The organism is Roseinatronobacter sp. S2, assembly GCF_029581395.1.
GTDB lineage: Bacteria > Pseudomonadota > Alphaproteobacteria > Rhodobacterales > Rhodobacteraceae > Roseinatronobacter.
Genome location: NZ_CP121113.1, coordinates 374,222 through 389,131 on the forward strand (window position 1 = coordinate 374,222; position 14,910 = coordinate 389,131).

Here is a 14,910-nt window from a genome sequence, read left to right on the forward strand (position 1 = left end):
TATACAAGCGATCTTCGGAATTTCAGATATTCTGTTTTTGTTCTAAATTAATATACTGATATTAAATATAAAAACTTATATCAACCACCTCTACGCAGCTTTCCAGCCTGTGTGTATAAGTGTGGATAACAATCTTATCCCCATATCAACAGGCCCTACTAACAACATCATTTCCTTTCTATATTTCTTTAATTATTTAGAAGACAGCTATCGAAAGGCCAAAAAATGCTCTCGACCCTCTATCCCTGGATCAAGGCGTTGCACATTATGGCAGTCATCAGCTGGATGGCTGGCCTGTTCTATCTGCCTCGGCTGTTTGTTTATCATGTGGAACGCGGCAGCGACGCTGCGGATATGAACCGCGTGTTTGAAACTATGGAAGAAAAGCTGCTGCGCGTGATCATGAACCCCGCCATGATTGTTGCATGGGCATCAGGGCTGACACTGGCTGCTATGCCATGGGTTCTGGATACTGGCGCGATCTGGCCCTATAGCAAGTTTCTCGCCCTGATTGGCATGACATGGTTCCATATGTGGTGTGCCAAACGCCGCCGCATCTTTGCCTTGGGTGAAAACACCCTGACTGGCCGGAATTACCGGATGATGAACGAAGTGCCGACCGTGTTGATGGTCGTCATCGTCTTGTCGGTGGTTGTGAAATTCTAGGCAGATTGACTCAATCATCATTTGGGTGTATAGCAAATTTGCTATGCCGTCCGGCAACAGCGTTTCACGTGAAACAACAACCGATTACCTCGCCACCCCTGTGATATGGGTATGCGGGCAAGCAGGATTTTCCATGTCTGATGTCATGACCCCCGATGAAGAATTCGAGTCCGAAGAGGCTGGAAGTCTTAACCTGGCCGATCTGAAGGCGAAAAGCCCGGCCGAATTGCTGGCCATGGCCGAATATTTGGAAATTGAAAACGCCCCGTCCATGCGCAAGGGCGAGATGATGTTTTCTATCCTGAAGGAACGCGCCGAAGAAGGCTGGACCATCTATGGTGATGGCGTGATCGAAGTGTTGCAAGACGGGTTCGGGTTTCTGCGTTCACCCGAGGCGAACTATCTGCCCGGACCAGATGATATTTATGTCTCTCCTGAAATGATCCGGCAGTATTCGCTGCGCAGTGGTGACACAATCGAAGGCGAAATTCAGGCACCGGCCGAAAATGAACGCTATTTCGCGATCACCAAAGTCACGCAGATCAATTTCGACGGCCCGGAAATGGCCCGTCACAAGGTTCATTTCGACAACCTGACGCCACTTTACCCTGATGAACGCCTGTGGATGGAAACAAGCGATCCTGCCACCAAGGACCGGTCGGCGCGGATCATTGATATTGTGTCACCCTTGGGTAAAGGGCAGCGCGCCCTGATTGTTGCGCCGCCGCGCACTGGTAAAACCGTTCTGCTGCAAAACATCGCCCACAGCATCGAGAAGAACCACCCTGATTGCTACCTTATCGTTCTGCTGATCGACGAGCGCCCGGAAGAGGTGACAGACATGCAACGCTCCGTCAAAGGAGAGGTGATCGCCTCGACCTTTGATGAGCCGGCGACGCGGCACGTTGCTGTGTCTGAAATGGTCATTGAAAAGGCCAAGCGCCTTGTGGAACACAAACGCGATGTTGTCATCTTGCTGGATTCGATCACCCGCCTTGGGCGCGCATTTAACACGGTTGTGCCCAGCTCTGGCAAGGTTCTGACCGGTGGTGTCGATGCGAACGCCCTACAGCGCCCCAAGCGCTTCTTTGGGGCCGCACGCAACATCGAAGAAGGAGGGTCACTGACCATTATTGCAACTGCCCTGATCGACACCGGCTCGCGCATGGATGAAGTGATCTTTGAAGAATTCAAAGGCACCGGTAACAGTGAAATCGTGCTGGACCGCAAAGTAGCGGACAAGCGCGTATTCCCCGCGATTGATATTCTGAAATCGGGCACCCGGAAAGAGGAACTGCTGGTCGAGAAGATTGACCTTCAGAAAACCTTTGTCTTGCGCCGTATCCTGAACCCGATGGGCACAACAGATGCGATCGAGTTCCTGATATCCAAGCTGAAGCAAACCAAGACAAACAGCGATTTCTTCGATTCTATGAACACATAAGGGGGCCGCGATGGATACGATTTTCGCGCTGGCCTCTGCCCGCGGGAAATCGGGCATCGCGGTCATTCGCCTGTCTGGCCCACGCGCGCATGACGTTCTGCGCGCGGTCGCAGGGGATGTGCCGCCATATCGACAGGCCGCCTTGCGCAAGATTGTAAATCAGGCGGGTGAATTGCTGGACCACGGGCTTGTTATTGCCTTTGCCAAGGGCGCTAGCTTCACCGGCGAGGATGTTGCAGAACTTATGGTTCATGGAAGCTTAGCAACCGTTTCGGCGGTTGAATCCTGCTTGGCGCAAGATCACGGGCTGCGACTGGCACAGGCAGGCGAATTCACCCGCCGCGCGCTGGAAAACGGCGTCATGGATCTGACGCAGGTAGAAGGGCTAAGCGACCTGCTGGATGCGGAAACCGAAAGCCAGCGCAGGCAAGCATTGCGGGTGCTGGACGGCGCGATAGGCAGGCTTGTGAATGGCTGGCGCGCCCATCTGCTGAAGGCCGCAGCGCTGGTCGAGGCAGGCATAGATTTTGTCGAAGAAGATGTTGGAAACTGGGATGATCAAATTCTGGCCGAACTTCAGTCCGTGCAAAACCAGCTTCAGGCGGAATTGGCGGGGCAGGGTGCGCGCGAACGTGTGCAGACGGGCTTTGAAATTGCAATCATCGGTTCGGTCAATGCCGGAAAATCCACGCTGTTAAACGCATTGGCGGGGCGCGATGCGGCCATCACATCCGATATTGCGGGAACAACCCGCGATGTGATCGAATTGCGCATGGATATCGGCGGGTTTGCCGTTACGCTGCTGGACACAGCGGGCTTGCGTCACACAGATGAGCAGATTGAATCCATCGGCATAGAGCGTGGGCAAAAACGCGCAAAAGATGCCGATTTTCGGCTTATATTGTGTGATTCGCCGAATGTACCACCCCCTGTAGATGCATTGCCCGGTGATATTGTCATGTTCAGCAAGGCAGATTTGTACCCGAACGTGTCTGGCGGCGTGTCCGGCGTGACGGGGCAGGGTCTTGATGCGCTGTTGCAACGCATAACGCATGAACTGTCCCAACGCGTCGCCCGTGATGGCGTGACCGTGCGCCGCAGACATCAGCAGGCGATGATATCTGCGCAATCAGCCTTGGCTGAAGCGATTGATAAACTGCATGCACAGGATTATATCGCAGAATTGTTAGCGGCGGATATTCGACAAACGATAAATGCGCTTGATTCGCTGATCGGCAAAATTGATGTCGAGGATCTGTTGGGGGATATCTTCAGTTCCTTCTGTATCGGCAAGTAGGAGTGTTTCACGTGAAACATTACGATGTCATTGTTATTGGCGGCGGTCATGCCGGAACAGAAGCTGCATTGGCGGCGGCCCGCATGGGTGCGCAGACGGCGCTTGTCACGTTTCGCAAGGATGACCTTGGTGTCATGTCCTGCAACCCCGCGATTGGCGGGCTGGGCAAGGGGCATTTGGTCCGCGAGATTGACGCGCTGGATGGGCTGATGGGACGCGCTGGTGATTTTGCCGCGATTCAATACCGGCTGTTGAACCGGTCCAAAGGGCCAGCCGTTCAGGGGCCAAGGGTTCAGGCCGACCGCAAGCGCTACCGGCAGTTCGTTGGTCAGGCGGTTCTGGCGACTGACGGGTTAAACGTTGTTGAGGGCGAAGTGACATCGCTGCTGCTGAAGGGCGACACGGTTGTCGGGGTCCAGTTGAATTCCGAAACGGATATATTTGCAAAATCCGTTGTTCTGACAACCGGCACCTTCCTGGGCGGCAAGGTTTTCATCGGTGATGTAACCTATCCCGCGGGACGTATGGGAAATGCGGCGTCCAGCATTCTGGCGCAACAGTTGCGCGGGCTCGGCCTGCCGATGGGGCGCTTGAAAACCGGAACCCCGCCACGATTGGACGGAAAAACAATAGCTTGGGATAAGCTGGAATCCCAACCGGGGGATGACGCGCCTGAATTCCTGTCCTTCCAGACGACAGGGGTGATAGCCGGTCAGGTATCCTGCGCAATCACCCACACGAATACCCGAACGCATGATATTGTGCGTGAAAACCTGTCGCGGTCGGCCATGTATGGCGGCCAGATCGAAGGGGTTGGACCGCGCTATTGCCCTTCGATTGAAGATAAGATTACCCGGTTTGCAGATAAGGATGCGCATCAGGTCTTTCTGGAACCGGAAGGGCTGGATGATGATACCGTCTATCCAAACGGAATATCGACATCCCTGCCAGCAGAGGTTCAGGAAGCCTATGTTCGCACCATTACGGGGCTGGAAGGTGTGCGGATTATCCAGCCGGGCTATGCGATTGAATATGATTACCTTGACCCACGCGCGTTGAAATCATCCCTGCAACTCAAGGCGTTAGGTGGGTTTTATCTGGCGGGGCAGATCAATGGAACAACCGGATACGAAGAGGCCGGTGCGCAGGGGCTGGTTGCAGGGTTGAATGCGGCGCTGAACGCCCAAGGGCGCGCGCCCGTTAGTTTCAGCCGCGCAGACAGCTATATCGGTGTCATGATTGATGACCTTATTGTCCGTGGCGTGGCAGAGCCGTATCGCATGTTCACATCGCGTGCCGAATATCGATTGTCGCTGCGCGTAGACAATGCCGATCAGCGCCTGACCCCGATCGGGCTGGAACTTGGCTGTGTGTCCGACAACCGCAAAGCGGCGTTTCAGGACAAGATTGAACGGCTGGACGCCGCCCGCGCCCGAATGCGCGCGGTCACTTTCACCTCTCGTCATTTGAACGCCCATGGCCATAAGGTCAGTGAAGATGGCGTCAGGCGCGACGCGCTGACATTGCTGGGCTTGTCGGGTTTCGATTTTGCCGCACTGGAACAGCTTGCGCCGGAACTGGTGAATATTGACCACAGCACCAAAGCGCAGCTTGAGAAGGAAATGGTCTATCACGCCTATCTTGAACGGCAGGATGCGCAGATCAGGGCCTTGAAGGCAGATGAGCATCGTAAATTTCCCGATGGTTTTGACTTTGGCAGCGTCAGCGGTTTGTCCAATGAACTGGTTGGAAAGTTATGCCGTGCGCAGCCTGAAACCCTTGCACACGCAGCCAGAATAGAGGGCATGACACCTGCGGCGCTGGTTTTGCTGCTGTCGCGGATGCAGCAACACGAAAAGCGCATTTCCGCATGACGGGCCAGACATTTGCAGGTGTCGATGTTTCACGTGAAACATTGGACCGCCTGAGGGCCTATGCGGATCTGCTTGCGAAATGGAACAGCAAGATTAATCTGGTTGCGCCCGCGACGATTCCAACCCTGTGGCAACGACATATCGAGGATTCGGCGCAGGTTTTCGGGCTTGCGCCGCAAACTGTTACGCATTGGGTTGATCTGGGGTCGGGGGGCGGCTTGCCGGGCGTGGTTTGCGCAATCATCGCGGCAGAGCATATGCCGGACTGCCGCTTTACCCTGATTGAAAGTGACAAGCGCAAATCAGCGTTCCTGATGGTGGTTGCGCGCGAATTGGGCTTAGGGTTCACTGTCCTTGACCAACGGGCAGAGGGTGTTTTGCCGCTGGGCGCAGGTGTTGTATCTGCCCGAGCTTTGGCCCCGTTGCCGCAATTGCTGACATGGGTCAAGCGACATGTCGCCGAAGGTGGAATAGCACTTTTGCCAAAGGGAAAAACATGGGAAGAAGAGGTTGATGCCGCCCGCGCTGATTGGCAATTTGACGTTATACCGCATATCAGCCAAACCGATCCGGCGGCACGCCTTCTAGAGATAAAGGAGCTTTCGCGTGTCTAATCCAGGAACCACCCGAATCATTGCGATTGCCAACCAAAAAGGCGGGGTGGGAAAGACGACAACAGCGATCAACCTTGCGTCTGCCCTGGCAGAACAGGGTATGCGGACCCTTTTGATTGACCTTGATCCGCAAGGCAATGCGTCCACAGGTCTGGGTGTCGAACCCGGTGCGCGAAAATACACGACATATGATCTGATCTTTGCAGAAGTTTCCGCCAAGAAAATTATTGTGCAAACAGAACAGGATGGCCTGTATCTTGTGCCTGCAACGACTGATCTGTCCTCGGCTGATATTGAGTTGATGTCGCGCGCGCGCCGGTCGCATTTGCTGCATGATGCGCTGCGCCAGCCCGATATTTTTCATGAGGGCTTTGATTACATTCTAATCGACTGCCCGCCATCATTAAGCCTGCTGACCGTGAATGCGATGGTCGCGTCGCATTCGGTTCTTGTGCCCTTGCAGGCTGAATTCTTCGCGCTGGAGGGGTTGTCGCAGCTTATGCTGACGATCCGCGAATTGCGCGACACCGCTAACCCAAGCCTTCGGATAGAGGGTATTTTGCTGACGATGTATGACAAGCGCAACAATCTGGCACAGCAGGTTGAAGAAGATGCGCGTGGAAATCTGGGTGACCTTGTTTTCAAGACGATCGTGCCCCGCAATGTCCGCATAAGCGAGGCGCCGTCATACGCGGTGCCGGTTCTGCGCTATGACACGCAGTCGAAAGGGGCCTTGGCCTATCGGCAGCTTGCACAAGAGTTGCTGGAAAAACATAATAAAACCCTGGGGGAAAGGGCAGTATCATGACCGAACGTAAGCCAGAACGTCGCGGATTGGGGCGCGGTTTGTCCGCGCTGATGGCCGATGTGGCCGCAACCGCGCAGAATGAAGGCACGCAGAGCGCACCCAAAACCCGTGATCAGGACATGCCGGTTGAAAAGCTGGTGCCAAACCCGGACCAGCCCCGACGGCATTTTGACGACACCGCACTGGCGGAACTTGCGGCCTCGATCAAGGAAAAGGGTGTCATCCAGCCGCTGATTGTCCGGCCAAAGGGTGATATGTTTGAAATTATCGCGGGCGAGCGGCGCTGGCGGGCGGCGCAGCGTGCGCAAGTGCATGAAGTGCCTGTAATCATTCGGGATTTTACTGACACAGAAGTGTTGGAAATCGCGATTATTGAGAATATCCAGCGTGCAGACCTGAACCCTGTCGAAGAGGCGATGGGGTATCGGCAGTTGATTGAACGGTTTGGCCATACGCAGGAAAAACTGGCCGAAGCGATGGGGAAAAGCCGCTCGCATATTGCGAACCTGATGCGCTTGCTGACATTGCCCGACGATGTTCAGGCCATGCTGAGAGAGGGGCGGTTAAGTGCTGGCCATGCGCGCGCCTTGATCACGGCTGATCTGCCGTCCACACTTGCCCGCAAGGTTGTGGCTGAAGGGCTAAGCGTGCGCCAGACGGAAGCTTTGGTAAAGAAGCCCGACTCTGCCACCGCCAAGAAATCCGCAACGCGCAAGAACGAAAAAGATGCCGATCTTATCGCCTTGCAAAACGATCTGTCCGCGGCGCTGAAACTACCTGTCGATATTACCTATGACGGCGACGGCAAGGGGCAGGTGGTTATCAAATACCGGTCGATGGATGAAATGGACCGCCTGTGCAAGGTTCTGGGCAACCCTATTGTATAAGCAGTTCACGCAGCAGGGCGTTTAATATGGGGCGTCCTGTTGCCGTTGCGGCAATGCGGTCGCCGCTTTTGGTCATGAACCCGTCAGCAACAAGCGATTCAATGCGGTTTACGGGCAGGGGCTGCCCTGCAAGTGTTTGATATCGCTTAACATCAGCGCCTTCGGTCAAACGCAGTGACATCATCAGATATTCCAGCGCCTGTTCATCGCGGGGTATGGTCTGGTGCGGGCTTTCGCCGTGGCCTGCGGTGTTGACCTGATCCAGCCATGTTTGGGGTTGCAGGGGCGTTTGCGTGGCGATGCGGGCGTTGTGCATTGTCAGCCGCCCATGTGCGCCGGGACCGATGCCCGCATAATCACCATAGCGCCAGTAAATCAGGTTATGGCGTGATTGCGCGCCGTCGCGGGCATGGTTGGAAATTTCATAGGCGGGCATATTATGCGCATCGCAGATTTCTTGCGTTATCATATACATATCTGCTGAAATTTCATCATCGGGCAGGCCCTTAAGCCCACCTTGTGCATGGCGCGCGCCGAATGCCGTGCCGGATTCGATGGTCAGTTGATACAGCGACAGATGATCAACCGCCATGGACAGCGCCTGACTTAATTCTTCGCGCCATTGTGCCAATGTCTGGAATTGCCGCGCATAGATCAGGTCGAAACTGACACGATCAAAGGTCGCGCGCGCAATATCGAATGCAGCACGCCCTTCGGCCACGGAGTGCAGGCGGCCAAGGCGTTTTAGATCCGCATCATTCAGGGCCTGAATGCCCATGGAAATGCGGTTGACGCCCGCGCTGGCATAGGCGCGAAAGCGCCCCGCTTCGACCGATGACGGGTTTGCTTCCAGCGTCACTTCGAAATCATTGGCGGTTGTCCAGCGGGCGCGGATACGTTCCAGCAGGGCGGCGACGGTCTCGGGGTCCATCAGGCTGGGGGTGCCGCCGCCGAAAAAAACCGTGTTCAGCAAGCGGTCGCCGGTTGTCAGCGCGATGCGGTCAATTTCCGACAAGTAGGCCGTGGCCCATGCGCGCTGGTCTATATGCGCGGCAACATGGCTGTTGAAATCGCAATAGGGGCATTTCGACTGGCAGAAGGGCCAATGAATATACAGGCCAAAGCCGCCATTCTGCCAGTCTTGCATCATTCAGCCTTTCAGGGCGGTCACTTCGATCTCGATCAGCATTTCGGGCTTGATCAGACCGGCGATAACCATTGTGGCAGCAGGGCGAATGTCGCCCATCGCCTCGCCCAGGGCGGGCAGCAAGGCGTCCAGCAGGGCGGCATCGGTCAGGGTGTATTGCACGCGCACAATATCATCCATCGTAAAGCCCCCTTCAGACAGTGCCTTGGCGATGGTGGCAAAACAGTTGCGGGCCTGATCGGCGACGCTTTCGGGCATTGTCATGGTGGCATAATCATAGCCAGTCACACCGGATACGAAGCACCAATCCCCTTTGACCACAGCGCGGCTATAGCCCATGGTTTTTTCAAATGGCGATCCGGTCGAGATGCGTTTCACGTGAAACATCCTTTCAGAAGGGCGGCGATGGCTACGCCGCGATGGGAAAGCGCGTTTTTTTCATCTGGCGTCATTTCCGCGAAGGTGCGGGAGCAGCCATCAGGCTGGAACATGGGGTCGTATCCGTGGCCGGTCTGGCCGCGATAAGGCCAGACAAGCTGGCCGTTGACGAACCCTTCAAACACTTCGTCATGGCCGTCAGGCCATGCCAGAACCAATGTGCAGCAAAACCGCGCCCGCCATGGTTGGGGCGCGCCGCATTCCAAAAGTTTGGCATGGGTTTTTTCCATTGCCATAATGAAATCACGCCCGTTCGGGGTTTCCGCCCAATCGGCAGTGTAAACGCCGGGTGCGCCGTCCAGCGCCATGACTTCCAGTCCGGAATCGTCGGCCAGTGCGGGCAGGCCGGTGGCTTGCGCGGCAGCATGTGCCTTGATCCGCGCATTGCCGATAAAACTGGTTTCAGTCTCGGGCGGTTCGGGCAGCGCATGTTCTGCCGCCGATGTCACCGAAATACCCAATGGTCCCATGATCTGGCGGAACTCATCCAGTTTGCCCGCGTTATGGGTGGCAACCAGCAGGGCGGTTTCGGAAAACGCCCTCATACGATCGCAGCTTTCTGCGCGGCGACCAGTTCGCTGACGCCTTTTTCGGCAAGATCCATCAGTGTGTTCATTTCAGTGCGGGAAAAAGTTGCGCCCTCAGCGCTCATCTGCACTTCGACCAGCCTGCCGGACCCCAGCAGGATAAAGTTTCCGTCAACGCCTGCGGTGCTGTCTTCGGCATAATCCAGATCCAGCACGGGCTGGCCTGCATAGATTCCACAGCTGACAGCCGCCAGATGGTCGGTGATGGGATCTGACACGACGTCGCCTGCCTTCAGCAGTTTGTTGACTGCCAGCCGCAAGGCAACCCAGCCACCGGTGATGGCTGCGCAGCGCGTGCCGCCATCGGCCTGAATAACATCGCAGTCAATGGTGATCTGGCGTTCACCAAGCGCGGAACGGTCCACGCAGGCGCGCAAGGAACGGCCAATAAGCCGTTGAATTTCAACAGTTCTACCTTGCTGCTTGCCAGATGCAGATTCGCGGCGCATCCGCGTATTGGTCGACCGTGGCAGCATGCCGTATTCTGCGGTGACCCAACCCAGACCAGTGTTGCGCAAAAAGGGCGGTGTGCGATCTTCCAGTGATGCGGTGCAAATCACCTTGGTGTCGCCGACCGTGATCAGGCATGACCCTTCGGCATGTTTGGTCACATTGGGTTCGATTGAAATTTCGCGTAAAGTGTCTAGTTCACGTCCAGAGGGGCGCATGCCAAATGTCCTTTGCTGTTTCGTGTCACGCATACAAGCACGCATAGGCCGTGTGCAAGCCTGATACCCCTTGAATTATGTGCTGTTTTCAAGTCGATTTATGATGTTCTTAACCAGCATCCGCCATAAGGTGGCCCATGTCTGAAATACGAAGCTCTGCTGAACTTCTGTCTGAAATGAATGCGCGCTCTCGCGAGGTGTTTCGCAGGGTGGTGGAATCCTATCTGGGAACGGGCGCGCCTGTCGGGTCGCGCAGCCTGACCCGCGACATGAATGAAAAAGTGTCCGCCGCAACGGTGCGCAATGTGATGCAGGATCTGGAATATCTGGGCCTGCTGGACAGTCCGCATGTGTCGGCGGGGCGGGTGCCCACGAATCTGGGCCTGCGGTTGTTCGTGGATTCGCTTTTGGAAGTGGCACCCCTGGACAATGCCGACCGCGCCAAACTGGACAGCACCATGGGCAGCAATGAACGCGATGTGTCCAGTTTGCTGGATGCGGTGGGTGGTGCGCTTAGTGGTGTGACACATGGCGCATCATTGGTGTTATCGCCCAAGCATGAAGCGGCGCTGCGCCATATCGAATTTGTCAGTCTTGCCCCCGAACGGGCCTTGGTCGTGCTGGTTTTTGTGGACGGGCATGTTGAAAACCGCGTGTTCACCCCGCCGCGCGGGCTGACCCCATCGGCGCTGCGCGAGGCTGCGAATTACCTGAATTCCATGGTGGAAGGCGCAAGCGTTTCCCAGCTTCTGGGGCGGTTTCGCCGCGAAATCAGCCGCAACCGCCGTGAAATTGACGTGCTGGCCGCGACCCTTGTGGAACAGGGGCTTGCGATATGGGAAAATGAGGGTGAACCGCAGGAACGCCTGATTGTGCGCGGGCGCGCGAATCTGCTTGACGAAGGGGCTGGCACTGAAGATATCGACCGCATTCGGACCCTGTTCGATGATCTGGAACGCAAGCGTGATATTGCGGAATTTCTGGAACTCACTGAACAGGGCGAAGGCGTGCGCATTTTTATCGGGGCAGAAAACAGACTTTTTTCGCTTACGGGTTCAAGTCTGGTGGTTTCCCCTTATATGAACGCAGAACGCAAGATTATTGGCGCTGTCGGCGTGATCGGTCCTACGCGGCTGAATTACGGGCGGATTGTGCCGATTGTGGATTATACTGCGCAGCTTGTTGGCCGGATCCTGTCCGACCGGCAGGCAGAGTGAAGGAAAGTAAAAAGATGGCCGAGCCGAAACCGACACTGCATCCGGAAACCGAAACGGAATTTTCACAGGATCAGACGCCCGAGCAACAGGCAGATACGCCTGAGGATGTGGACCCGTATCTGGCACTGGAAGCGGAACTTGAAACCCTGCGCACCCAGCGCGATGAAATGCGTGACCGCATGATGCGCGCCCTGGCCGAGGCTGAAAACAGCCGCAAGCGCGCTGAAAAAGACCGCCGCGATGCGCAGCTTTATGGCGGGTCCAAGATCGCGCGGGATATTCTGCCGGTCTATGACAACCTGTCGCGCGCCCTGAATGCCGTGACCGAAGACACGCGCAGCGCCGCTGGTGGTCTGGTTGAAGGTGTGGAACTGACCCTGCGCGAACTGACGAATGTGATGCAGAAACACGGTGTTGAACGCATCAGCCCCGAAGTGGGCGATATGTTCGACCCGCATGCACATCAGGCCATGTTTGAAGCGCCGGTTCCGGATTTCAAGGCAGGGCAGATCATTCAGGTCATGGCGGATGGCTTCAAGCTGTATGAACAGCTGTTGCGGCCCGCGCATGTGGGCGTTTCATCGACGCCAGCAGGGTAACGCACCGGTTACTGAGTATTTCTGGCAAGATGAAATCTATGTCTGACTTAGGGATTTCAGTTCATACAACAAATCCAGCGCCTGTTTTGGTGACAGCTCGTCCGGGTTAATCTGGACGAGCTTTTCTGTGGCGGGGTTTGTTTTTGCGGGCTGCGATGCAGGGGCGCGCGCGGCCGAGAACAGCGGCAGGTCATCAATTACGGCCTTGGGGTTTTTGCCGCCTTCGCCTTGCTCCAGCGCGGACAGAACTTCGCGGGCGCGGATGATGACACTGTCGGGCAGCCCCGCCAGACGCGCGACTTGCACCCCGTAGCTGCGATCGGCGGCGCCACGTTTGACTTCGTGCAGGAAGATGACTTCGCCTTCCCATTCCTTGACAGTAACGGTGGCGTTTTCCACGCCGGGCAACCGGCCAGCAAGGGCGGTCATTTCGTGGTAATGGGTGGCAAACAGCGCGCGGGTGCGGTTCACGTCATGCAGATGTTCCAGTGTGGCCCATGCAATCGACAGCCCGTCATAGGTGGCCGTGCCGCGCCCGATTTCGTCCAGAATGACCAGCGCGCGATCATCGGCCTGATTAAGGATCGCGGCGGTTTCGACCATTTCAACCATGAAGGTTGACCGCCCGCGCGCCAGATCGTCGCTGGCCCCCACGCGGCTGAAAACCTGACTGACAAGGCCGATATGCGCATCGGTCGCGGGCACCCATGCGCCCATTTGCGCCAGAATGGCAATCAGGGCGTTCTGGCGCAGAAAGGTGGATTTACCCGCCATGTTGGGACCCGTCAGCAGCCAGATTGCCGCACCGTCAGTGGCACCAAGTTCGCAATCATTTGCAATGAACGTGCCGCCGCTGCGCGCCAGTGCAGATTCGACCACCGGATGGCGGCCGCCCGTCACGGTAAAGGCGCGCGATGTGTCCAGACGTGGCGCGCACCAGTTGCGCGCCAGCGCCAGATCGGCCAGCGCGGCCGCAAGGTCAATCTCGGCCAGCGCGCGGGCGGTTCGGGCCAGTTGGTCTGCGCTGGCCAGAATGGCGTCGCGCAGCTGCGCAAACAGGCGCTTTTCAATTTCCAGCGCGCGGGAGCCGGCATTCAGGATGCGGGTTTCCATTTCCGACAGATCGACCGTGGTGAACCGCACCTGATTGGCGGTGGTCTGGCGGTGGATATAGCGCGCAGACAGCGGATCGGACAGCATGCGGTCCGCATGCGTGCTGGTGACTTCGATGAAATAACCCAGCACATTGTTATGCTTTATTTTTAGCGACGTGATGCCGGTATCTTGCGCATATTCGGCCTGCATTTGCGCAATCACGCTGCGCCCTTCGTCGCGTAGCTTGCGGGCCTCGTCCAGGTCCGTGTCATGACCAGGTGCGATAAAGCCGCCGTCGCGCGCCAGAAGTGGCGGTTCGGCCACAAGGGCTGCGTCCAGCAAGTCCAGCAGCCGGTCGTGCCCTGTCAGCGCGCCTGCTGCATCTGACAGCAAGTCAGGGGCCGTGTGTTTGGCAAGAAGAGCGTCGATTTCGATGGCTTGTGTCAGGGTGTTGCGAATGGCGGCCATGTCGCGCGGTCCGGCGCGGTCAAGCGCCAGCCGCGACAGGGCGCGGTCCAGATCAGGCACTTCGGACAGCGAGGCGCGCAGATCATCGCGAAGGCGGGTGTGGGTGTGCAGGAAGGTCACGGCGGTCTGACGCTCAAGGATTGTGTCCAGCCGTGCCGAGGGCGATGACAGCCGCCGTTCCAGCAACCGCGCGCCAGCAGATGTTACTGTGCGGTCGATGACATGCAAAAGCGCGCCATCACGCCCGCCTGTCAGCGATTGTGTCAGTTCCAGATTGCGGCGGGTGGCGGCGTCAATCTGGACAAGATCACCGGCAGCGTCGTGGGCGGGCGGGTGCAGCAGCGGCAGTTTACCACGCTGGGTCAGGTCCAGATAATCGACCAGCCCCCCAAGGGCCGCACGTTCCGCGCGGCTGAACTGGCCAAAACCGTCAAGGGTTTGCACCTTGTAGAGATCACACAGGCGCTTTTCCGCAGCCTGACTGTCGAAACTGGCAGGGGCAAGCGGTGTCAGGGCCGCACCCATATCATCGGCAATTTCGCGCAGGGTTTCCGCCTGTGTGTCGCTGACCAGTATTTCACGCGGGGCAAGCCGCGCGAGTTCGGGGCCAAGGCGCATGCGGGTGCAGGGCATGACGCGCACCTGCCCGGTGGATATGTCGGCCCATGCCAGCGCCCCCTCATCGCGCAATTCGATGAACGCGGCGAGAAAGTTGTGGCGCCGCGCATCAAGAAGCGAATCCTCGGTCAGGGTGCCGGGGGTGACAAGGCGCACGACATCGCGCTGCACCACCGATTTGTAGCCGCGTTTCCTGGCCTGTTCGGGGGTTTCCATCTGCTCGGCGATGGCCACGCGAAACCCTTTGCGGATAAGTGTCAGCAGATACCCTTCGGCGGCATGATGGGGCACGCCGCACATGGCGATGTCCTTGCCCAGATGCTTGCCGCGTTTGGTCAGGGCAATATCAAGGGCGGCAGCGGCGGCGATGGCATCATCAAAGAACAATTCATAGAAATCGCCCATGCGGTAGAACAACAGCGCCTCTGGGTGCTGCTGTTTGACTTGCAGGTATTGGGCCATCATGGGGGTGACGGTGTCGCT

At 57.0% G+C, this 14,910-nt stretch carries 14 protein-coding genes; 9 read left to right on the plus strand and 5 right to left on the minus strand.

Translation table 11 applies throughout. The annotated features are described in order from the left end of the window. Positions 1–225: 225 nt before the first annotated feature. The 7 genes from P8S53_RS01705 (at position 226) to P8S53_RS01735 (ending at position 7,590) form a co-directional block, all read left to right on the plus strand. Positions 226–666, plus strand: a complete 441-nt coding sequence (locus P8S53_RS01705) for a CopD family protein (RefSeq protein WP_277805446.1) — start codon at positions 226–228, stop codon at positions 664–666. Between the two features lie 145 nt (positions 667–811). Beyond that, entirely contained in the window at positions 812–2,110 is a 1,299-nt protein-coding gene (gene rho / locus P8S53_RS01710; protein WP_277806668.1) for a transcription termination factor Rho, read from the plus strand. A 10-nt stretch (positions 2,111–2,120) separates the two neighbouring features. Next, positions 2,121–3,407 (plus strand): tRNA uridine-5-carboxymethylaminomethyl(34) synthesis GTPase MnmE, encoded by a 1,287-nt coding sequence (mnmE, locus tag P8S53_RS01715; RefSeq protein ID WP_277805447.1) that lies wholly within the window; start codon positions 2,121–2,123, stop codon positions 3,405–3,407. 2 nt (positions 3,408–3,409) lie between these two features. Further along, a complete protein-coding gene (mnmG, locus tag P8S53_RS01720) occupies positions 3,410–5,281 on the plus strand; it encodes a tRNA uridine-5-carboxymethylaminomethyl(34) synthesis enzyme MnmG (RefSeq protein ID WP_277805448.1) in 1,872 nt (623 codons plus the stop codon). Continuing rightward, positions 5,278–5,895: a 16S rRNA (guanine(527)-N(7))-methyltransferase RsmG gene (gene rsmG / locus P8S53_RS01725; RefSeq protein WP_277805449.1), complete on the plus strand. Its 618-nt coding sequence runs from the start codon at positions 5,278–5,280 to the stop codon at positions 5,893–5,895. Before mnmG ends, rsmG begins: the two co-directional genes overlap by 4 nt. After that, positions 5,888–6,703, plus strand: coding sequence for a ParA family protein (locus tag P8S53_RS01730; protein WP_277805450.1), 816 nt, complete (start codon positions 5,888–5,890; stop codon positions 6,701–6,703). Before rsmG ends, P8S53_RS01730 begins: the two co-directional genes overlap by 8 nt. Continuing rightward, complete coding sequence (locus P8S53_RS01735; RefSeq protein WP_277805451.1) at positions 6,700–7,590, plus strand: ParB/RepB/Spo0J family partition protein; 891 nt, start codon at positions 6,700–6,702, stop codon at positions 7,588–7,590. The genes P8S53_RS01730 and P8S53_RS01735 overlap by 4 nt, the downstream gene beginning before the upstream one ends. Here the strand turns inward: P8S53_RS01735 and hemW are convergent. From hemW to rph, 4 genes are read right to left on the minus strand one after another with little or no spacing between them, the layout of a single operon-like run. After that, a complete protein-coding gene (gene hemW, locus P8S53_RS01740) occupies positions 7,580–8,737 on the minus strand; it encodes a radical SAM family heme chaperone HemW (RefSeq protein WP_306417854.1) in 1,158 nt (385 codons plus the stop codon). The two genes, P8S53_RS01735 and hemW, sit on opposite strands and share 11 nt — an antisense overlap. Positions 8,738–8,740: 3 nt before the next feature. Beyond that, positions 8,741–9,115: a RidA family protein gene (locus P8S53_RS01745; RefSeq protein ID WP_277805453.1), complete on the minus strand. Its 375-nt coding sequence runs from the start codon at positions 9,113–9,115 to the stop codon at positions 8,741–8,743. After that, positions 9,112–9,720 carry a non-canonical purine NTP pyrophosphatase gene (locus P8S53_RS01750; protein ID WP_277805454.1) on the minus strand — a complete coding sequence of 203 codons (609 nt, stop codon included), beginning with the start codon at positions 9,718–9,720 and terminating at the stop codon, positions 9,112–9,114. The genes P8S53_RS01745 and P8S53_RS01750 overlap by 4 nt, the downstream gene beginning before the upstream one ends. Then, positions 9,717–10,430 (minus strand): ribonuclease PH, encoded by a 714-nt coding sequence (gene rph, locus P8S53_RS01755; RefSeq protein WP_277805455.1) that lies wholly within the window; start codon positions 10,428–10,430, stop codon positions 9,717–9,719. The genes P8S53_RS01750 and rph overlap by 4 nt, the downstream gene beginning before the upstream one ends. Before the next feature lie 137 nt (positions 10,431–10,567). Here rph and hrcA point away from each other — a divergent pair, with 137 nt between their 5' ends. Further along, positions 10,568–11,647 carry a heat-inducible transcriptional repressor HrcA gene (hrcA, locus tag P8S53_RS01760; protein ID WP_277805456.1) on the plus strand — a complete coding sequence of 360 codons (1,080 nt, stop codon included), beginning with the start codon at positions 10,568–10,570 and terminating at the stop codon, positions 11,645–11,647. A 14-nt stretch (positions 11,648–11,661) separates the two neighbouring features. Further along, a complete protein-coding gene (locus tag P8S53_RS01765; protein WP_277805457.1) occupies positions 11,662–12,246 on the plus strand; it encodes a nucleotide exchange factor GrpE in 585 nt (194 codons plus the stop codon). Between the two features lie 36 nt (positions 12,247–12,282). On the opposite strand, the gene mutS is transcribed toward P8S53_RS01765, so the two are convergent. Continuing rightward, entirely contained in the window at positions 12,283–14,892 is a 2,610-nt protein-coding gene (mutS, locus tag P8S53_RS01770; protein ID WP_306417855.1) for a DNA mismatch repair protein MutS, read from the minus strand. Positions 14,893–14,910 lie beyond the last annotated feature (18 nt).

Coding starts and splice junctions, on each gene's coding strand:
- P8S53_RS01705 (WP_277805446.1), top strand. CDS start 226: ATGCTCTCGACCCTCTATCCCTGGATCAAGGCGTTGCACATTATGGCA.
- rho (WP_277806668.1), top strand. CDS start 812: ATGACCCCCGATGAAGAATTCGAGTCCGAAGAGGCTGGAAGTCTTAAC.
- mnmE (WP_277805447.1), top strand. CDS start 2,121: ATGGATACGATTTTCGCGCTGGCCTCTGCCCGCGGGAAATCGGGCATC.
- rsmG (WP_277805449.1), top strand. CDS start 5,278: ATGACGGGCCAGACATTTGCAGGTGTCGATGTTTCACGTGAAACATTG.
- P8S53_RS01735 (WP_277805451.1), top strand. CDS start 6,700: ATGACCGAACGTAAGCCAGAACGTCGCGGATTGGGGCGCGGTTTGTCC.
- hemW (WP_306417854.1), bottom strand. CDS start 8,737: ATGCAAGACTGGCAGAATGGCGGCTTTGGCCTGTATATTCATTGGCCC.
- P8S53_RS01750 (WP_277805454.1), bottom strand. CDS start 9,720: ATGAGGGCGTTTTCCGAAACCGCCCTGCTGGTTGCCACCCATAACGCG.
- rph (WP_277805455.1), bottom strand. CDS start 10,430: ATGCGCCCCTCTGGACGTGAACTAGACACTTTACGCGAAATTTCAATC.
- hrcA (WP_277805456.1), top strand. CDS start 10,568: ATGTCTGAAATACGAAGCTCTGCTGAACTTCTGTCTGAAATGAATGCG.
- P8S53_RS01765 (WP_277805457.1), top strand. CDS start 11,662: ATGGCCGAGCCGAAACCGACACTGCATCCGGAAACCGAAACGGAATTT.
- mutS (WP_306417855.1), bottom strand. CDS start 14,892: ATGATGGCCCAATACCTGCAAGTCAAACAGCAGCACCCAGAGGCGCTG.